14 protein-coding genes are annotated in these 18,975 nt (G+C 60.4%); 9 read left to right on the forward strand and 5 right to left on the reverse strand.

Features of this window, described 5'->3' with window-relative positions; genetic code table 11:
* The first annotated feature begins 137 nt into the window (after nucleotides 1-137).
* Nucleotides 138-473 (forward strand): hypothetical protein, encoded by a 336-nt coding sequence (locus tag AC0V2Y_RS19860; RefSeq protein WP_162995524.1) that lies wholly within the window; start codon nucleotides 138-140, stop codon nucleotides 471-473.
* A 62-nt stretch (nucleotides 474-535) separates the two neighbouring features.
* Here AC0V2Y_RS19860 and AC0V2Y_RS19865 read toward each other — a convergent pair whose 3' ends face one another.
* On the reverse strand, nucleotides 536-943 hold the full coding sequence (locus AC0V2Y_RS19865; protein ID WP_034753756.1) for a hypothetical protein: 408 nt from the start codon (nucleotides 941-943) through the stop codon (nucleotides 536-538).
* 714 nt (nucleotides 944-1,657) lie between these two features.
* On the opposite strand from AC0V2Y_RS19865, the gene AC0V2Y_RS19870 reads away from it, so the two are divergent.
* From AC0V2Y_RS19870 to AC0V2Y_RS19895, 6 genes are all read left to right on the forward strand, one after another.
* Entirely contained in the window at nucleotides 1,658-2,062 is a 405-nt protein-coding gene (locus AC0V2Y_RS19870) for a MerR family transcriptional regulator (protein ID WP_326459569.1), read from the forward strand.
* Nucleotides 2,063-2,188: 126 nt separating this feature from the next.
* On the forward strand, nucleotides 2,189-3,373 hold the full coding sequence (locus tag AC0V2Y_RS19875) for an isovaleryl-CoA dehydrogenase (RefSeq protein WP_475416723.1): 1,185 nt from the start codon (nucleotides 2,189-2,191) through the stop codon (nucleotides 3,371-3,373).
* Between the two features lie 53 nt (nucleotides 3,374-3,426).
* Nucleotides 3,427-5,226 (forward strand): bifunctional isocitrate dehydrogenase kinase/phosphatase, encoded by a 1,800-nt coding sequence (gene aceK, locus AC0V2Y_RS19880; protein ID WP_475416724.1) that lies wholly within the window; start codon nucleotides 3,427-3,429, stop codon nucleotides 5,224-5,226.
* On the forward strand, nucleotides 5,223-6,419 hold the full coding sequence (locus AC0V2Y_RS19885) for an acetyl-CoA C-acyltransferase (RefSeq protein ID WP_475416725.1): 1,197 nt from the start codon (nucleotides 5,223-5,225) through the stop codon (nucleotides 6,417-6,419). Before aceK ends, AC0V2Y_RS19885 begins: the two co-directional genes overlap by 4 nt.
* 73 nt (nucleotides 6,420-6,492) lie before the next feature.
* Nucleotides 6,493-7,161: an SDR family oxidoreductase gene (locus AC0V2Y_RS19890; protein ID WP_070221733.1), complete on the forward strand. Its 669-nt coding sequence runs from the start codon at nucleotides 6,493-6,495 to the stop codon at nucleotides 7,159-7,161.
* Between the two features lie 40 nt (nucleotides 7,162-7,201).
* Nucleotides 7,202-8,329, forward strand: a complete 1,128-nt coding sequence (locus AC0V2Y_RS19895; RefSeq protein ID WP_475416726.1) for an acyl-CoA dehydrogenase family protein — start codon at nucleotides 7,202-7,204, stop codon at nucleotides 8,327-8,329.
* 476 nt (nucleotides 8,330-8,805) lie between these two features.
* Here the strand turns inward: AC0V2Y_RS19895 and AC0V2Y_RS19900 are convergent, their stop codons facing one another.
* The 4 genes from AC0V2Y_RS19900 to AC0V2Y_RS19915 all read right to left on the reverse strand — a co-directional run bounded on the left by AC0V2Y_RS19900 (nucleotide 8,806) and on the right by AC0V2Y_RS19915 (nucleotide 15,725).
* Nucleotides 8,806-9,699 carry a YihY/virulence factor BrkB family protein gene (locus AC0V2Y_RS19900; RefSeq protein ID WP_230542061.1) on the reverse strand — a complete coding sequence of 298 codons (894 nt, stop codon included), beginning with the start codon at nucleotides 9,697-9,699 and terminating at the stop codon, nucleotides 8,806-8,808.
* Between the two features lie 85 nt (nucleotides 9,700-9,784).
* Nucleotides 9,785-10,864 carry a S66 peptidase family protein gene (locus AC0V2Y_RS19905; RefSeq protein WP_475416727.1) on the reverse strand — a complete coding sequence of 360 codons (1,080 nt, stop codon included), beginning with the start codon at nucleotides 10,862-10,864 and terminating at the stop codon, nucleotides 9,785-9,787.
* Between the two features lie 88 nt (nucleotides 10,865-10,952).
* On the reverse strand, nucleotides 10,953-13,706 hold the full coding sequence (locus tag AC0V2Y_RS19910) for a TonB-dependent receptor (RefSeq protein ID WP_475416728.1): 2,754 nt from the start codon (nucleotides 13,704-13,706) through the stop codon (nucleotides 10,953-10,955).
* A gap of 216 nt (nucleotides 13,707-13,922) precedes the next feature.
* Entirely contained in the window at nucleotides 13,923-15,725 is a 1,803-nt protein-coding gene (locus AC0V2Y_RS19915) for an ABC transporter substrate-binding protein (RefSeq protein ID WP_475416733.1), read from the reverse strand.
* A gap of 219 nt (nucleotides 15,726-15,944) precedes the next feature.
* Here AC0V2Y_RS19915 and AC0V2Y_RS19920 point away from each other — a divergent pair, with 219 nt between their 5' ends.
* Nucleotides 15,945-17,183, forward strand: coding sequence for a nucleoside recognition domain-containing protein (locus AC0V2Y_RS19920; protein ID WP_034753725.1), 1,239 nt, complete (start codon nucleotides 15,945-15,947; stop codon nucleotides 17,181-17,183).
* Between the two features lie 8 nt (nucleotides 17,184-17,191).
* Nucleotides 17,192-18,694 (forward strand): D-alanyl-D-alanine carboxypeptidase/D-alanyl-D-alanine endopeptidase, encoded by a 1,503-nt coding sequence (dacB, locus tag AC0V2Y_RS19925; protein ID WP_475416729.1) that lies wholly within the window; start codon nucleotides 17,192-17,194, stop codon nucleotides 18,692-18,694.
* Nucleotides 18,695-18,975 lie beyond the last annotated feature (281 nt).

Raw genomic sequence — 18,975 nt, forward strand, 5'->3', positions numbered from 1 at the left:
GCCCGACAAAAGCGTAGCGAGCGGAAGGAAGAGGTGGTCGAGAAGCGCAACCGTACTCCAGCACGGTGAGCATCGCAGACTACCTATGCCGACGCGCAGCAGCTTTGGTCAGGCATCCCTCACCTCTTGTCGAACTGATGAGCACTGGCCTGCTTCAAATCCCTGGCTTCTTCAACCATCCTGCGGTGGGCGATCCGTTTGCGCATCACTTCCGCATGTTGCGCGGCAGTCATGGGGGGCACGGTCATCAAGTCCTTCAGCTGCGCGGTATTGCTGTAGTTACTTTTCATAAGACGGCTCAAATGCTCGGCTCCGTAGTGGATGAACTGGCTGCTTCTGATGTGATTATGCGCTGGTATTGGCCGCTGCGCCGCTGCGTACGGGATTATTGTCAAATAATTCCGCTGCAGCGCAACATGCGAGGTCTTATTGTGCGGCAAAATCATGTCTCCAGTATGACCTTGCGCAAATAAAAGGACAGGGGGAGCGCCGCCAGCGTAAGGCGGACGGCGCCGGCCGGGGAGGGCCTGGATGCTTACTTTTGGTAGTTGACTCTCACCAGCATGCGAATAAATTCTCGCGCGATTTGACGATGATGTTCATCTAATCTTTGCAAATCGGCAATTAATTTCACATCGGCGGACTCAAAACGCGATAAAGCGCTGCCCGCTTCACCATTCGGCGTGGCGCTTTCCGGACCGCCAAAACGCAACCATTCCGCGGGAACGCCCAACCATTGGGCAATCATGCGCAATTTTTCTTGCGTGGGAATTGCTTCACCTACTAACCATTTCCTAGCTGCATGCACAGTAATCGGGCGTCCGTCGAAACGGATGTTGAATTCCCGGGCCAGTCTGGTCGGGCTGTCTGGAGAGTAATGGGCGTTTTTGAGAGCCAACTGAAGTCGCTGGCTGAAGCTTTCGCGTTCGTTAGAAGAATTCATAGGTGTACTATTTCATGTTGTAACATGAAAGTCAGTTTCTTGAATGACCATACAGATTGTTACATTTGAAAAGAGTATCAATTAACAATTAACACTCCGGCCGGGCTTTTCAGGTGAAAAAGTGGGCCGAATTTTCTCTTGTGATTCTGTGTGGCTTCGGGTCAAATTCGCGGCTAGCCTTGATTTTCGCACTGCAGCACGATTCAAAGCCTCGGTTTGGCATTACAACGTACGGTATCGGATAATGCCCTCCTCCACCGATACGCGCAATGCCCATGTCATACAATTTCTCGTAGACAAAGTTTTCAGAAGGGCCATTTTGTTTTCAATATAGAAACAACCTATACAACGTGCTCATAGTGAAAACGTTGTTTTTTGATCGTGCTTATTGGAAAGAATCTGCGCCCAAAAATTTTACTGCCATCGCAGCGAAAAGAATGTCGCCGTTATGCCAGGAAAGCTCTTTTTGGTGTCATCTTGGCCACCAACTCTCGATCTTAAGCGCGTTTGCGCAAGAAGAATCAATTTATTTTCAGTAATCGTTGCCTTATTCGCCAAACTCTCCTGCCCACGCCGCCTTTTTTCTTTGTTGCAGCACGGGCAGGGCACGCTACAATAGTATTGACGTTGACGTAAACGGCACTTTGCCACCACCTGCCAAGCCGCACCCCATCTGACGACCGACCACCCATGCAACCGACACCGCCCGCACCCTTGACGACCTATACCATTACCGAACTGGCGCGGGAATTCGACATCACGGCGCGCGCCATCCGTTTCTATGAAGACCAGGGTTTGCTCAGCCCCAAACGCGAAGGCGCAGGCGGCCGCAGCCGCGTCTACACGCCGCGCGACCGCACCCGCCTGAAGCTGACCCTGCGCGGCAAGCGCCTGGGCCTGGCCTTGTCGGAGATCAAGAGCCTGGTCGACATGTACGAGTCGCCGAAGGACACGCGCGCGCAGATGGACCGCTTCCTGGGCGTGCTGGCGCAGCACCGCCAGACCCTGGAGCAGCAGCGCATCGATATCGAAATGGCGCTGGCGGAAATCAGCGCGCATGAAGACGCGTGCGCGCGCATGCTGGCGGACTTGAATATTGATAAGGCGCAAACAAGCTAGCAAGGCAAGCGGCGGACACCTGCCGCGCGCGCCACTTTACGTTTACGTAAACGTCACAACTGAGTATCATAGCTTCACTGACCCGGCACCCATGACCGCCACACTTATAACGACGACGAGGACGACATGCTCCATCTCCCAGGCTTGACCTTTGACCACGGCGACGACATCGCCTCCCTGCGCGAAGCGATCCAACAATTTGCCGCCGCGGAAATCGCGCCGCGCGCGGCCGAGATCGACCGCACCGACCAGTTCCCCATGGACCTGTGGCGCAAGATGGGCGACATGGGCTTGCTCGGCATCACCGTCAGCGAAGAATACGGCGGCGCTGGCATGGGCTACCTGGCGCACATCGTCGCCATGGAAGAGATCTCGCGCGCCTCGGCCTCCGTCGGCCTGTCCTACGGCGCCCACTCTAACCTGTGCGTCAACCAGATCAAGCGCAACGGCACGGCCGAGCAAAAGGCGAAATACCTGCCGAAACTGATCACGGGCGAACACATCGGCGCCCTGGCCATGTCGGAACCGAACGCGGGCTCGGACGTCGTCAGCATGAAGCTGCGCGCCGACTTCAAGGGCGACCGCTGGGTCTTGAACGGCACCAAGATGTGGATCACCAACGGTCCCGACGCGGACGTGCTGGTGGTGTACGCGAAGAACGACCTGGAAGCGGGTCCGCGCGGCATGACGGCGTTCCTGATCGAAAAGAATTTCAAGGGCTTTTCCATCGCGCAAAAGCTCGACAAGCTGGGCATGCGCGGTTCGCACACGGGTGAACTGGTGTTCCAGGATTGCGAAGTACCGGCCGAAAACGTGCTCGGCGGCCTGGGCAAGGGCGTCAACGTGCTGATGTCGGGCCTCGATTTCGAGCGCACCGTGCTGTCCGGCGGCCCGCTGGGCATCATGCAGGCCTGCATGGACCTGGTCGTGCCCTACGTACATGACCGCAAGCAATTCGGCCAGCCCATCGGCGAATTCCAGTTGATGCAGGGCAAGCTGGCCGATATGTATTCGACCATGATGGCGTGCAAGGCCTATGTCTACGCCGTGGGCCAGGCTTGCGACCGTGCCACCACGCCGGAAGCCGTGCGCCAGCTGCGCAAGGATGCGGCCGGCGCCATTCTGTATAGTGCAGAAAAGGCGACCTGGATGGCGGGCGAAGCGATCCAGGCCCTGGGCGGCAACGGCTACATCAACGAGTATCCGGCCGGCCGCCTGTGGCGCGATGCCAAGCTGTACGAAATCGGCGCCGGGACCAGCGAAATCCGCCGCATGCTGATAGGCCGCGAACTGTTTGCGGAAACCAAGTAAGCACGGGCGCGCGGGTATCGACTGGGTGATGAGCCATTCATGCGAGCACAGATATGACGCACATTGCCTTCCCCAAATTGCTCTCTTCCCAGATTGCATTCGATATCGCGCGCACCATCCGCGACGGCTTCGACAAGCATTACCGTCTGTTCCGTGAAACGAGCCAGCACGCCAAGCGGTATTTCGAACAAGGCGCCTGGAGCGCGGCACAGACGGCGGCCCGCGAACGCATCGACTTCTATGACAAGCGCGTGCAGGAATGCGTGCAGATGCTCGAAGATGAGTACGAAGAGTCGGAGTTGAGCGACGAAGTATGGCGCGAACTCAAGCTGCACTACATCGGCATGCTGACGGAACACAAGCAGCCGGAACTGGCGGAAACCTTCTTCAATTCCGTCTGCTGTAACATCCTGCACCGCACGTATTTCAATAACGACTATATTTTCGTGCGCCCCGTCGTTTCCACGGAGTACATCGAAACACAAGACCCGGCACCCACCTACCGCGTGTATTACCCGGGCCAGGACGGCTTGCGCGACACACTGACGCGCATGGTGAGCAATTTCCAGCTGGACTGTGCATTTGCCAACCTGGAGCGTGACGTGGCCCAGGTGGAAGCGCGCCTGCAGCAGCTGTTCGGCAGCGACCGGCTGGAACCGAACCACCAGCTCCAGGTCCTGACCAGTTTGTTCTACCGCAACAAGGGCGCCTACCTGGTCGGCAAGGCCATCAACGGCAACCGCGAATACCCGTTCGTCGTGCCCATCCTGCACAACCGGCACGGCAAGCTGGTGCTCGACACGGTGCTGTTCGAGCAGCAGCAGATCGCCGTGCTGTTTTCATTTACGCGCGCCTACTTCCTGGTGGATATGGAAGTGCCGTCCGCCTATGTGCAATTTCTCCGAAGTTTGCTCCCGCGCAAACCGCGCAGTGAAATTTATACGATACTGGGCTTGCAAAAACAGGGCAAGACCTTGTTTTACCGCGACTACCTGCAGCATTTAAAACATTCGTCGGATCATTTTGAAAGCGCGCCTGGCATTCGCGGCCTGGTCATGCTGGTGTTTGCCCTGCCGTCGTTTCCGTATGTCTTCAAGGTGATCAAGGATTTCTTTCCTCCTCGCAAGGAAACCACGCGCGCGCAAGTCCAGCAAAAGTATTTGCTGGTGAAACACCACGACCGCGTGGGCCGCATGGCCGACACGCTCGAGTATTCCAACGTGGCCTTTCCCCGCGCCCGCTTTGCCGCGGAACTGCTGGCCGAACTGAAACAGTTCGCCCCCTCGCTGATCGAGGAAGACCACGGGCAGATCATCATCCGCCACCTGTACATCGAGCGGCGCATGGTCCCGCTGAACATGTGGCTGAGCAATGCCGAGAAGGAAGGCCGCGACGACCTGGTGGAACACGCCATCGTCGAATACGGCAACGCCATCAAGGAGCTGGTGGCGGCGAATATTTTTCCTGGCGACATGCTGTATAAAAACTTTGGCGTGACACGTCATCAGCGTGTCGTTTTTTACGATTACGATGAAATCGAGTACATCACCGATTGCCAGTTTCGCGCCATCCCGCAAGCCCGCACGGAGGAGGAAGAAATGTCGGCCGAACCGTGGTATCCCATCGGCAAGCACGATGTGTTTCCCGAACAATTCGGCACCTTCCTGCTGGGTAATCCCCGCATCCGTAAATATTTCATGCAGCACCATGCCGACCTGCTGACGGCGCAATACTGGCAGGCGCGCAAGCAGCGCATCGAAGACGGCCATATCGAGGACGTCTTCCCGTATCCGCAGCACCTGCGTTTTTGTATGCAGTCACCCTCCCCACCCTTAACCGGAGATCCAACATGAATGATCCAATCGTAATCGTCGGTGCCGCGCGCACCCCCATGGGCGCCTTCCAGGGCGATTTTGCCAACGTCACCGCCAGCGACCTGGGCGCCGTGGCCATCCGCGCCGCCGTCGAACGGGCCGGCGTGGCACCGGACGCCGTCGAGCACGTGTTTTTCGGCAATTGCCTGATGGCTGGCCAGGGCCAGGCGCCCGCGCGCCAGGCCTTGCGCAAGGCAGGCTTGCCCGATTCCACGGGCGCCGTGACCCTGTCGAAAATGTGCGGCTCGGCCATGCAGACGACCATGTTCGCGCATGACACCTTGCTCGCCGGCAGCGCCGACGTGGTGGTGGCGGGCGGCATGGAATCGATGACCAACGCCCCCTACCTGGTACCGAAGGCGCGCGGCGGCTACCGCATCGGCCACGGCATGATCTATGACCACATGATGATGGATGGCCTGGAAGACGCCTACAGCCGCGACGAAAAGGGCAATGCCCGCTCGATGGGCACGTTCGCCGAAGAGTGCGCCAGCCAGTACCAGTTCACGCGCGAAGCGCAGGATGCGTTTGCCATCGAATCCGTGAAGCGCGCGCAAGCGGCCACCAAGGATGGCAGTTTCGCATGGGAAATCGTACCCGTCACCGTTTCCGGCCGCGGCGGCGACACCATCGTCAGCATCGATGAGGGCCCGCAAAAAGCCCGCCTGGAAAAAATCCCGACCCTGAAGGCAGCGTTCAAGAAGGATGGCACCATCACGGCCGCCTCGTCTTCGTCGATCAACGATGGCGCGGCAGCCCTGGTGCTGATGCGCGAATCGACGGCGAAAAAGCTGGGCTGCACCGTCATCGCGAAAATCCACGGCCACGCCACGCATGCGCAAGCGCCGAACGAGTTCACCACGGCCCCCATCGGCGCCGTGAAGAAACTCTACGCCAAGACGGGCTGGAGCAGCAGCAATGTCGACTTGTTCGAGATCAATGAAGCGTTCGCCGCCGTGCCGATGGCCGCCATGCACGACCTCGACATTCCGCACAGCAAGATCAACATCCACGGCGGCGCCTGCGCGCTGGGCCACCCGATCGGCGCCTCGGGCGCGCGCATCATCGTCACCCTGCTGGGCGCCTTGAAGAAAACCGGCGGCAAGCGCGGCGTGGCGGCCCTGTGCATCGGCGGCGGCGAAGCGACGGCGATGGCGATCGAACTGGTATAAGCTCTTCCCGAGCACGGGCGCGCACCGCGGTTCACGGTGCGCGCCTTTCATTTTATTTTCAGGGAGAAAACATATGCCAACCGCATTGATCATCGGAGCCTCGCGCGGCATCGGCCACGAAATCGTCCGTCAGTACCGCCACGACGGCTGGCGAGTGATCGCCACGGCGCGCACGCCGGACGCCTGCGAGGCCCTCAAGCAACTGGGTGCGGAAGCGCACCAGCTCGACGTGACGGACGTGGAAGGCTGTGCCGGCCTGGGCTGGAAGCTCGACGATGAAAAGCTCGACGTGGCCATCCTCAACGCGGGCGTGTACGGCCCCCGCCATGACGGTTTCCCTGCGCAAGCCGATTTCGATCTCGTCATGCACACGAACGTGCTGGCGGCCATGCGCCTGCTGCCGATCCTGGCGCCGCTGGTGGCCAATGCCAAGGGCAAACTGGCCGTGCTGTCTTCGCACATGGGCTCCCTGAGCGAGCGGGGTAACCCCAGCGGCTCGCTGTACCGCGCCAGCAAGGCCGCCTTGAATTCCGTGCTGATCGATACCAGCCTCGTGCATGGCCCGCAAGGCGTCAGCTGCGTCGCTTTCCACCCGGGCTGGGTACGCACGGACATGGGCGGCGCCGGCGCCGATATTTCCCCGGAGGAAAGCGCAGCCGGCATCCGCGCCACGCTGGCCAGCCTGCCCGCCACGGACAAGGCCGTGTTCCGCAACTACGACGGCAAGCCCATCGCCTGGTAATTCACTGAATCCACCATAAAAACAAACGAGACGACGTCCCATGATACTCAATGAAGAACAATCGATGATCCAGGAAGCGCTGCGCAGTTTTTCGCGCGAGCGCCTGGCGCCCAATGCGGCCCGCTGGGACAAGGAACATCATTTCCCGAAAGAAGAACTACAGGAACTGGCCGCGCTGGGCGCCTTTGGCGTGGCCGTGCCGGAAGCGCTCGGTGGCGCCGGCCTCGACTACGTGTCCTTGGCCCTGGTGCTGGAAGAAATCGCCGCCGGCGATGGCGGCACCTCGACCATCATTTCCGTAAATAATTGCCCCGTGTGCAGCATCGCCATGATGTACGCCAACGATGCGCAAAAGCAACAATGGTTGCGTCCGCTGGCGCAAGGCACGATGCTCGGTGCATTTTGCCTGACGGAACCGCACACGGGCAGCGACGCCTCGGCCCTGCGCACGACGGCCACCCGCGACGGCAATGCGTACGTGATCAACGGCACCAAGCAGTTCATTACCAGCGGCAAGTATGCGGACGTGGCCATCGTCATGGCCGTCACCGACAAGGCGGCCGGCAAGCGCGGCATCAGCGCCTTCTGGGTGCCGACGAACACGCCAGGCTACATCGTGGCGGGACTGGAACAGAAGATGGGCCAGCATTCGTCGGACACGGCGCAGATCCTGTTCGAGAATTGCCGCATCCCGGCGGAAAATCTGATCGGCGAAGAGGGACAAGGCTACAAGATCGCCCTGTCCGGCCTGGAAGGCGGACGCATCGGCATCGCTTCGCAAGCCGTGGGCATGGCGCGCGCCGCGTATGAGGCAGCGCTGAGCTACGCGCGCGAACGGGAAAGTTTCGGCAAGCCCATCTATGAACACCAGGCCGTGCAATTCCGCCTGGCCGACATGGCCACGCAGATCGAAGCGGCGCGCCAGCTGATACGCCACGCGGCGGCCATGAAGGATGCGGGCTTGCCGTGTTTAAAAGAAGCGGCCATGGCCAAGCTGTTTGCGTCGGAAATGGCGGAAAAAGTGTGTTCGGACGCCATCCAGGTGCACGGCGGCTATGGTTATGTGTCCGATTTCCCCGTCGAGCGCATCTACCGCGACGTGCGCGTGTGCCAGATTTACGAGGGGACCAGCGATATCCAGAAAATCCTGATCGCCAGGGCCTTGTAAAAGTATTTGGAAGTAACAGTCTCGGCGCTTTTAGAAACCGTAGCGAGCAAGCCCGATATCGGATTGAGTAACGCAGCCGTACTTCGGTACGGCGAGTAACGCCGATTCGAGAGCGGGCTGCGCAGTAGGTTTATAAACGCGCCCACCAGACGAAAAAAAAGCCCGCTAGCGCGGGCTTCGTTCCAATGTATTACCAATGCTTTAATCGTGTCATGGACGCCAGTGCTATCTGCAAAGTGCCTCCTGATTTTCGGACTCCCATGCTATCTGCATGGTGACTCCAAGTGTAAAATCGACCATCGTATCCGGAATTACAAAATCCATTTCTTCGCACTGTCACGCCATCGACATTACACCTGTCGGTCGCCGCGCTGAAACTGGATGGTGAGATAATTTGCTGCCAAATCTCAATCACTGAACGGAGTATAGCACAGCTTTTTGTGCGGTGCAACAACGAATTGAAGCCATACCTTAAATCAAGTCCTTAGCGCCAGCGGCTTGTCTTCTTCGCCGCCGCGGGCCACTCTTTCGTATTCGGAAATCACTTGCGCGCCCAGCAGCAGCAGAGTGGCGCCGATTTCCAGGCTGAACATGACGACGATGGCCGTCGTCATCGAGCCATACACGACATTGACCTGCGACAAGGTGGAAAAATACCAGACCAGCACGTGGCGGGCGATTTCCCACAGCAGGGCCGCCGTCACGCCGCCGATCAGCGCATGCGTGATCGACAATCTTCCCACCGGCATGACCAGGTAGATCGAGCTGAGCACGAGGATTTCGCCCGCCAGCCCCAGCAGATACAGCAGCACGCCGGACACGCCCTCCAGGCCCCAGTCGTGGCGCAGGAAGCGCACGCTTTCCTCGCCCATCACCTGCAGGCTGCCCGCCACCAGCGTGATGAGCAAGATACCCACGCCCAGGCACAAGATGTAGCAATACGGCAGCACGGCGGAAATGAGGAAATGGCGGCGGCGGATGGCGACGCGGTGGACAAAGATCACGCTCATGGCGTTTTCCAGCACGGTAAACGCCAGGGAGCTGAAAAACAGCATGGTCAGCAGCAGCAGCCAGCCGATCACGCCCCGGTTGTCGAGAAAATGCGCGATCTCGCCCACGATGGCCTTCGATTGTCCCGGCACCAGCCATTCCAGGTAATGGCCGATTGTTTGCAGCAATTCATCCTGCGCGATCACGTGCGACAGGGCCACCACCACCAGCATCAGCAGGGGCACGATGGACAGCAGCGAGTAATACGCGACGGCGCCCGCCAGCAGCAAGCCCTGGTTGGCGCGGAAACCTTTGAGCACCTGCAGCGCGAAGGCCAGCGGGTGGCTGAGGATATAGGTACTGGCGTGGCGGTTGATCATGTCGGGTGCGGTGAGGAAGGCGGCGCGGCCTCGTGCCACGCCTGATCACACTAGCATACTGACAATCGCCCCGCTGCACCGTACGCTAGCAGACGGCCGGCTCCAGCAAGGTCAAGGTTTGCCGGTCCGCATCCAGGGTCGCCAATATGCCCATCGGTAGCGTGAACTGGTGACGGATGTGGCCAAACGAATAACCGCTGACGGCCGGCACGCGCAAAGGCTGCAGATGCTGGTCCAGGGTAGCATCGAGGGTCAGCGCCGTGTCGCCCTCTGCCGCCTCGCAATGCTCGAAAATGCCCAGCATCAAGGCCGCCGCGTGCTTGAAACCGACGGACAGGTCGAGCTGGCACAGCATGCGGTCGATGCGGTACGGCACTTCATTGATTTCTTCGAGGAAAAGGATGTGTTCACGGAAATCGGCCGCATACGGCGTGCCGGCCAGCGCGCTGACCATGCACAGGTTGCCGCCCGTCAAGCGTCCCGTCGCCTGGCCGCCATGCACGGTGCGGATGGCGAAGTTCGGCTGCGTCTGCGCGCGGCGGTGGTTGTCCAGCGCCATCGGTATCGTGTAGCTGTCTTGCGGCGTCATCAACACATTGCGCAGCTGCGTCACCGTGTAGTCGGAAAACGTCGATGACGCCACGGGACCGTGGAAAGTCACCAGGCCCGTCTGGCTGGCGATGGCCAGGTGCAGGGCCGTGATGTCGGAATAGCCGATCAGCACTTTCGGATTGCGCTGGATCAAGGCGTAGTCGAGCAGCGCCAGCAGCGAAATGCAGCCGGAACCGCCACGGATGGCCCAGATCGCCTTGACCTCGGGATCGGCGAACGCCGCGTGCAGATCGTCGAGGCGTTGCCGCACCGTGCCCGCATAGTTGCCGTGCACGGCGCGGATATTCGCGCCCAGGCTGGCGCGCAAGCCCAGCGATTCGATGTTGCGCTGGGCCTTGGCGATGGCCTCTTCGTCCGTAAAACCACCCGGCGCGATGATGGCGACCAGGTCGCCGTCGCGCAGGCGCGCCGGCTTGATCAATGCGTGGTGCTGTTGCATGCGTTTGTCCTTCCCTTGCGCGGCCGCCGCCCACGCCGGTGTGCCTGCCGCCCCCACGGTGGCGGCCAGCAAGCCGCCGAAGCGGCGCCGGCTGAGATTGGTCTGACTGGACATGCGGCCCTTTCCTGGAATAAAAACGGCGACGCCAGGCGCCGCCGCACGAGGTTAGCATGCCGACGGGATCGCCGCCGGCATGACCGCCTTACATGAACTTGTACTTCAGCTGGAACGACAGCGAGCGGCCGCGCGGGTCGGCTACGCGCGGGTCCCAGCCGGCGCCCACCACTTCATCCACGTTGTGCGCGGTGAATGGAGGATCGCGGTCGAACAGGTTCTGGATACCCACGGTGATGGTGGTATTTTTGAAGCCCGTGTACGTGCCCGACAGGTTATACGTGGTGTAGCTGGACACGTCCGGCTTGAAGCCCGGCGGCGGCGACCCCTTGCCGCCATTCGGCAACTGGTCCTTGTAGCCCGACGAGAAACTCTGGATCAGCAAGCCGCTCCAGTCGCCGCGCGATACGCCGAAACTGGCGTTATGTTTCCAGCGCAAGTACAGGTCGCGCGTATAAAACTTGCCGACCAGTTCCTGGTATTCCTGGCCTTGATATTCCGCAAACTTGAAGCTGTCCATATACGTGCCGTCCAGGGTCGCCGTCCATTTCGCGTCCCGGATCTTGCCTTCGCCGCGCAAGCCCACGTCGAGGCCGCGCACGCGGCTGCCTGCCGCATTGATCCAGCCCGCCTGCACGTACTCGATGGTGCCGTCCGGATTGCGGTGGATGTACTGGTTCAGCGCCTGGTAATTGGCCAGCACGATTTGCGGCGTGCGGTTCAGGATGCGGTCCTTGGTGTTGATGGCCCAGTAATCGAACGAGGCCGAATAGCCCTTGAACGGTTCGATGACAAAGCCGACGCTGCCCTGCTTCGACGTTTCCGGCTTCAGATTCGTGTTGCCGCCCGTCTTGTAGTCGAGGCGGTCGATGGCGCAATATTCGGGCACGCCCGGATGCTTGGCGCAACCTTCCTGGTCGACCACGCCGTTCGGCAATTCCTGGCTCAGCGAACCGGAATACAGCTGCTGGAAGCTTGGCGCGAGGAAACCCTTGCTGGCCGAACCACGGAACAGCAGGAAGTCGGCCGGCTGATAGCGGAAGGCCACTTTCGGATTCGTCGTCGCGCCCACCAGGCTGTAATCGTCGCGGCGGATGGCCAGCTGCATTTCCAGGTCTTTCGTGACCGGCACCAGCAGCTCGGCATACACGGCCTTGACGGTACGGCTGGCATCTTTGAGTGCGGCATTGCCTGGCGACAGCAAAATCTGTGTGGCGTCGACGTCTTGCGCGAAACTGTAACCTTCGCGGCGCAAGTCGAAGCCGGCCGCCATGGCCAGCGCACCGGCCGGCAGCTGGAACAGTTCGCCCGAAACGGAACCGTCGATCTGCGTCAGGGTCGTCTTGCCGTGCTGGAAGTCGCCACGGAACTTGGTCGATTCGATCAATTGCTTGGCCGCTTCCGTCTGGCTCTGACCGGCGCCTACCCACGGATTGATGATGCCCGTCGCCAAGGCTGCGTACAGCTTGTCCGTATAGGAATAGCCATCCGTCAGCTTGGTCTTGGTGCTGCTTTCGGCGCGCGAAATGCCGGCCTTGTAATCCCACTTGCCGAAGTTGCCTTCAAAGCCCACCAGCACGCGCGCATTGTCGGTGGTGTTTTCCTGCGTGCGGTTGCCCACGTCATTGGCGCGCCATTTGTAGGAAATCGGCTTGCTCTTGTCGAACGTGGGGATGTAGGCCGACAGATCCTGATAATACGCGCCACCGACCGGATACAGATTCTTGTTGGCGACGGTCGCCTGCACCTGCATCGGCGTCAGGATGGCCGTGGCCTTGGTGCGCGAACCGAGCACTTCGACAAACATGCGGTGGTCGGGCGCCAGCTGGAAGGTGCCGCGCGATAGCAGATTGGCCCGTTCGACAGGGAATTGCAGCACATAGTCGGCGCCATAGTCGTAGGCGCACGAATACCTGGTGCGCAGCGGCGAGGTCACGTCTTTCCACAGTTCCGTCTGGTATTGCGACATACCGGCGATGCTGTCGCACTTGCCCTGGAAACTCAGCGGATTAGCTTGCAGGTATTTATTCGCATCGCCCGGCAGCTGGAACGACGTGCCCAGTGCCGTGCCGGTCCCCGCCATCTGGTTGGCGAACGGCGTGCCCGTGGTATCGGGCGACAGGCCGCGTTCCGGCTGGAAGCCGTTGACGAAGGAGCGGTCACGGCCATTGAGCTGTTGCGCTTTATCAACGGTCAGGCTGGCCATGATGTTGTAGCGGTCCGACTCCAGCGAACCCGTGCCTGCCAGCAGGGAAGCGCGGCGCGTGGCGCCGCCGCCGGCCTGCGTGTCATTCGTGGAAACGGAGGCTTCCACGCCGCTGTAATTGGTCTTCAGAATGAAATTGATCACGCCGCCGATGGCGTCCGTGCCGTAGATGGCCGAAGCGCCATCCTTGAGGATTTCCACGCGAGAAATCGCGCCCAGCGGGATCGAGTTCAGGTCGACCGACTTGCCGCTGGCGCCGTGCGTGGCGATGCGGCGGCCGTTCAACAGCACCAGAGTGCTCGACGGTCCCAGGCCGCGCAGCGAGGCGAACGAGGCGCCGCCGCTGACCCTGTCCGCATCGGCGCCAAACACGTTATTGCCCGAAGTCATGTTATCGGCGCCCGTGCCGTTGGCCGACAGGGTGCGCACCAGTTGCTCGGTCGTCGTGATGCCCTGCTTTTCGATCTGATCAAAGGAGATGACTTGCACCGGCAGCGCGCCTTCCTTGGCCACCCGCTTGATGCTGCTGCCCGTCACTTCGACCCGTTGCATCGCTGGCGCCGCCGCTTCCTGTGCCATCACCGGCCCCACCACCCCCATCAATGCCACCAACTGCGCTAGTTTCTTCAATTTCACTGGTCTCTCCTTGTTGGGCAATCGAAACTTGAGTTCTCAAGTCAGGCTGTTTTGTAAGGTCGCGGCGTCTGTCTCGCGGTACATTTTTTTATGACGCCAGCGCTTTACTTTATTTGTTTTCATTTTCAGAGTAGCGCGATGCATCCGGGCCCAGCCAATGAAAAATGCTTTCCTAACCATAACTTTTTGGAATGAATGCCCTTTTCAGTGACATGGTCACTTGCCTGCGGGGCTAGCCCTGCTTTTATCCACGTCCAGGTAGCGCCAGGACGTGAATTCCACGGGGTGACGCCTGTAGTTTTTTAGCCACGGTTGCTGCAGGTCGGCAGAGATGGGATGCGTCAGCAACACCCACGGCGTGTAGGCGTGGATCAGCTGAAACAGGTCGAAGTACAGACTGCGTCGGCGCGGCGTATCGGATAGCAGGCGCGCCTCCTCATAGCGTTTATTGTAATCGGGCAAGTTGAAGCGGGCATAGTTGGCGCGGCCGACGTTGCCGCCATACAACAATTGCATAAAGTTATCGCCATCGGGGAAGTCCGCGATCCAGTTGGTCTCGAACATCTGCACCTTGCCCAGGCGCGAGGCCTTGATGATTTCCGTCTTCTTGTCGCTTTTAAATTCCACGCGCAGGCCGATGGCGTTCAGGTTGCGCCGCCACAATTCATCGCGCAGCCGCCCCACCGTGCTCGGCTCCGTATGCATGGTCAACATCAAGGGCGTGCCGTCCGGCTGCGTGCGAAAGCCGTCGGGCCCCGCCTTGTAGCCGAAGCGGTCCAGCAGGGCGCGCGCCAGCGCCGGATCGTAGCCGACGGGGCTGCGGTAATGCTTGTCGTAGCCGAGCACATTCGGCGGCAGCGGCGACTGCGCCGGCAAGGCCAGGCCTTTCTTTAATAACGCGATGTCTTCGCGGCTGTTGTAGCTGAGGGCAATGGCGCGCCGCAGGGCCAGCTTGTCCTTGCTCATGCCGCCCAACACGGGATCGTCCATGTTCATCCACATGTAATACGTCTGCAGCACGGGAAAGCGCGTCAGCTGCAAGCCCTTGGCGGCCAGCGCCGGTTTCAAGGCGCCGTTTTCCAGCACCATGTCCGTCATCGATTCCGGCACTTGTTCCAGGTAATCGAATTCGCCTTTCAGGAATCCCAGCATGCGCGATTGATATTCCTCGACGATGCGCACCTCGATGCGCTCGACCAGCGGTAATTGCCTGCCTTCCAGCGCCGTGGCGATGGCGCGCGCGTCGGCCGGCAAGGCAGCCAGCGCCTTGGTTTCCGTATGGAACACGGTAGGACGGAAAGTCGGATTGGCTTGCAGCACGATCTTGTCGCTGCGTTTCCACTCCTTCACCAGGAACGGCCCCGTGCCCACGGGGTGATTACCGATCTGCCCGGCCGCCGCATACGCTTCGGCCACTTCGCGCGCCACCACGGCGGTCGCCGGCATGGCCAGGTAAAACAGGAAGTTCGGGTCGATGGCGTTGAGGCGGATGCGCAGGGTGTATTTGTCCAGCGCCTGCAAGCCGGCGATCGGCGTGTCGTAGCTGAATTTGGCTTTCAGGGCCGCGTCGCCCACCAGCTTGTCTTCCAGCAAGAACAGCCACGGCGACTTCAGGCTGGGGTCATACAGCCGCGTCAGGCTGTACACATAATCCTGCGCCGTCACTTCGCGCGGCTGGCCCTTGAAGGCGGGATCGGGGGTGAAGAAAATGCCGGGCTGCAAATGAAAGAGATACGTGCGGCCGCCGTCTTCCACGCTCGGCAAGCCGCGCGCCGTATTGCCCTGCAGCTGCACCGGGCGCGCCAGGTAGTCGTAGCGCAGCAAGGGATCGAAGATGTTTTCCATCAAATTCAGGCTGGCCAGGTCCGAGGCCACGGCCGGATCCAGGCCCGTCTCGCTGGTACTGAGGAACAGGTGCAGGGTCTTGTTTGCGCGGGCATCGGTGGCGGCATCGGCGGGCGCGGTAAATAGCGTCAACAGGGCCAGGCCGGCGGCGCAGGCGGTTTTGCGTAAAAACATCATCAGTGATCCAGTGCAGACAAGGGTAACGAACAGCGATAAGCGACGGGCATCCCCCACACTACGCGGGCAAGCTATGGGGCGCCAATGAAAACAGGCTGCCAGCTTATAACTTTTTGGCATGCGATTGCTGCATTCTTTCATCAACTCGTATCGGGCTGCCTCTATACTTTGCTTGCAGCACCTTTTCACCTCCCCGAAATACAGAACTGATCGCATATGGCACTTAATTACATCTGGTCCGGCTTTTTCCTCGTTGGCTTCCTGGCCGCAGTGCTGCAGTGGCTGTTTCTCGGCGATACCGATATCTTCAAGCGCATCATCGACGGCACGTTCGAAACGGCGCGCATGGGCGTGATGGATATCGCCCTGCCGCTGGCGGGCGTGATGACCTTGTGGCTCGGCATCATGAACATCGGTGAAAAGGCGGGCATCGTCGGCTGGCTGGCGAAAGTCATCGCGCCGTTCTTTTCGCGCATCTTCCCGGAAATTCCGAAAGACCATCCGGCCACGGGCCACATGGTGATGAATTTCTCGGCCAATCTGCTGGGCCTGGACAATGCGGCCACGCCCTTCGGCCTGAAAGCCATGGAAAGCCTGCAAACCTTGAATCCGAACAAGGAAGAGGCGACGAATGCGCAAATCATGTTTTTGGTGCTGCACACCTCGGGCCTGACCCTGATTCCGCTGGCCATCATGGCGCAGCGCTCGATCCTCGGCGCGGCCGACCCGTCCGACATCTTTATCCCGTGCATGATCGCCACCTATGTCGCCACCATGGTCGGCATCATCACGGTGTCCATCAAGCAACGCATCAACTTGCTCAACCGCGTCGTGCTGGGCTGGATGGGCGGCATGACGAGCGCCATCGTCGCCATGATCTGGTACTTCACACAATACCTGACGAAGCAGGAAATCGAGCTGGTGTCCAAGGTGGTCAGCAACCTGGTGTTGATCAGCGTCATCGCCATCTTCATCATCGGCGCCCTGCGCAAGAAGGTGAACGTGTATGACGCCTTCATCGAGGGGGCGAAAGGCGGCATCCAGACCTCGATCACCGTGATTCCCTACCTGGTCGGCATGCTGGTGGCCATCAGCGTGATCCGCAACGCGGGCGTGTTCAATTTCCTGATGAGCGGCATGAACTGGTTCTTCGCCAACCTGGGCATCAATACGGACTTCGTGCCCGCCCTGCCGACGGCCATGATGAAGCCGCTCAGCGGCTCCGGCTCGAAAGCCATGATGATCGACGCCATGAACACCTACGGCGTCGACTCGTTTGTCGGCCGCCTGGCCTGCGTCTTCCAGGGTTCGGCCGACACCACCTTCTATATCGTGGCCCTGTACTTCGGCTCCGTGGGCATCCGCAAGACGCGCTATGCCATCACGGCCGGCCTGATCGCCGATCTGGCCGGCGTGATCACCGCCGTCTTCGTTGCCTACGTCTTTTTCCACTAAGGAGAGCCATGTTCCGTCCCATCCTCATCGCCGCCTTGCTGGCTGGCATCGGCTTGTCGAATGCACAGGCGCAATTGCCCGAATCCGTCAGCCTGCTGCTGCGCGGCGCGAATATTCCCGAAGACGCCATGGGCGCCATCGTCTTGCGCGGCAACACCACCGTGCTGTCGCATGGGGCCGAGCGCAGCATGCAACCCGCATCCACCATGAAGCTGGTGACGACGGCCGTGGGCCTGGAGCAATTAGGCCCCATCTTCCGCGGCCGCACGGAACTGCGCACCAGCGCCGACGTCATCAATGGCGTGCTGAAGGGCGACCTGATCCTGCGCGGCGGCGCCGACACGGATTTCAACGCGGACGTGCTGGAACACATGCTGCAAACCCTGCGCAACCAGGGCATCGTGAAAATAAAGGGCGATCTGATCCTCGACCGCCAGTTGTTCCAGCCGGCACGGCCCGATATCGGCGCGCCACCGTTCGACGAATCGGCCGAGTTCCGCTACAACGTCATCCCCGATGCCTTGTTGTTGAACACTAATTTGCTCGATATCAATATGAACTCGACGGACCGGCAATTGAGCATCCTCATGCAGCCGCCGCTCGAGAATGTCAGCATCACGAGCGATATGAAGCTGGTCAAGGGCAATTGCGCGCGATGGGAAGATGGCTGGCGTCCGCCAGAATACCGGCGCGATGCGAGCGGCAAGCTGCAGGTGATACTGCACGGCACTTTCCCGCAAAATTGCAGCAAGGCCACCAGCATCAACGTGCTTGATCGCAACGATTATGCAGACCGCTTGTTCCGCGCCACGTGGAAACGCCTGGGCGGCACGATCACGGGCACGGTGCGCGAAGCGCCGTTGACGGGCTTGCCGCCGACGGCCGAACCCGTCGGCACGCGCATGCTGGCCGACCACGTGGCGCGCGCCTTGCCGGAAGTCTTACGAGACATCAACAAGACCTCCGACAACACCCTCGCCCGCACCCTGTTCCTCAGCCTGGGCAGTTTGCAAAGCGATGGCTGGCTGGGCAGCCGTCCCGTCGCCATGGCGGCGCCGGAAGACACGGCCAACCGGGCACGGCAAGTGATCCAGGAATGGTTTGAGCGGCACCATATCGACACCCAGGGCATGCTGATCGACAACGGTTCCGGTTTGTCGCGCACGGGACGCATTGCGCCAGCGCAAATGGCCGGTGTCTTGCAGGCGATGCAGCAAAGCCCATGGGCGCCCGAGTTCCAGTCCAGCCTGCCCATCGTCGCGCTGGACGGCACCATGCGCAAGCGCCTGCTGAACAGCCCGGCCGCAGCGCGCGCCCGCATCAAGACGGGGACATTAAAGAATGTGGTGGCCATCGCCGGCTATGTGCCCGATGCGAATAATCAACAGTGCGTGGTGGTCGCCATGATCAATAGCGACTTGGTGGGCAATGGCAACGGCCGCGCCGCCGTCGATGCGCTGATCGAGTGGGTGGCCAGGAGCGGCGTCGCGCCGGTGGTGGCTGGTCAATAAAAGGGAAGCAAAGACAGATAGGCAGCGCGCAGCGCTGCCTATTTTTCGTCTGCTGAACAGCCGGGGGCAGTCCCCCACACACTGACCGTCGGTCGGCGGATCGGCGTAGGTCGGCGTAGGTCGGCTTAGCGCAGCGTAAGCCGACAGCACCAGCGGCGCATCCAACCGCCAGACGAAAAAAAACCCGCCAATTGCTTGACGGGTTTTTCTCTTACTGCGAATAACAAGCCTGACGATAACCTACTTTCACACTGGTTGCAGCACTATCATCGGCGCAAAGT

The organism is Janthinobacterium sp. BHSEK, from assembly GCF_056174685.1.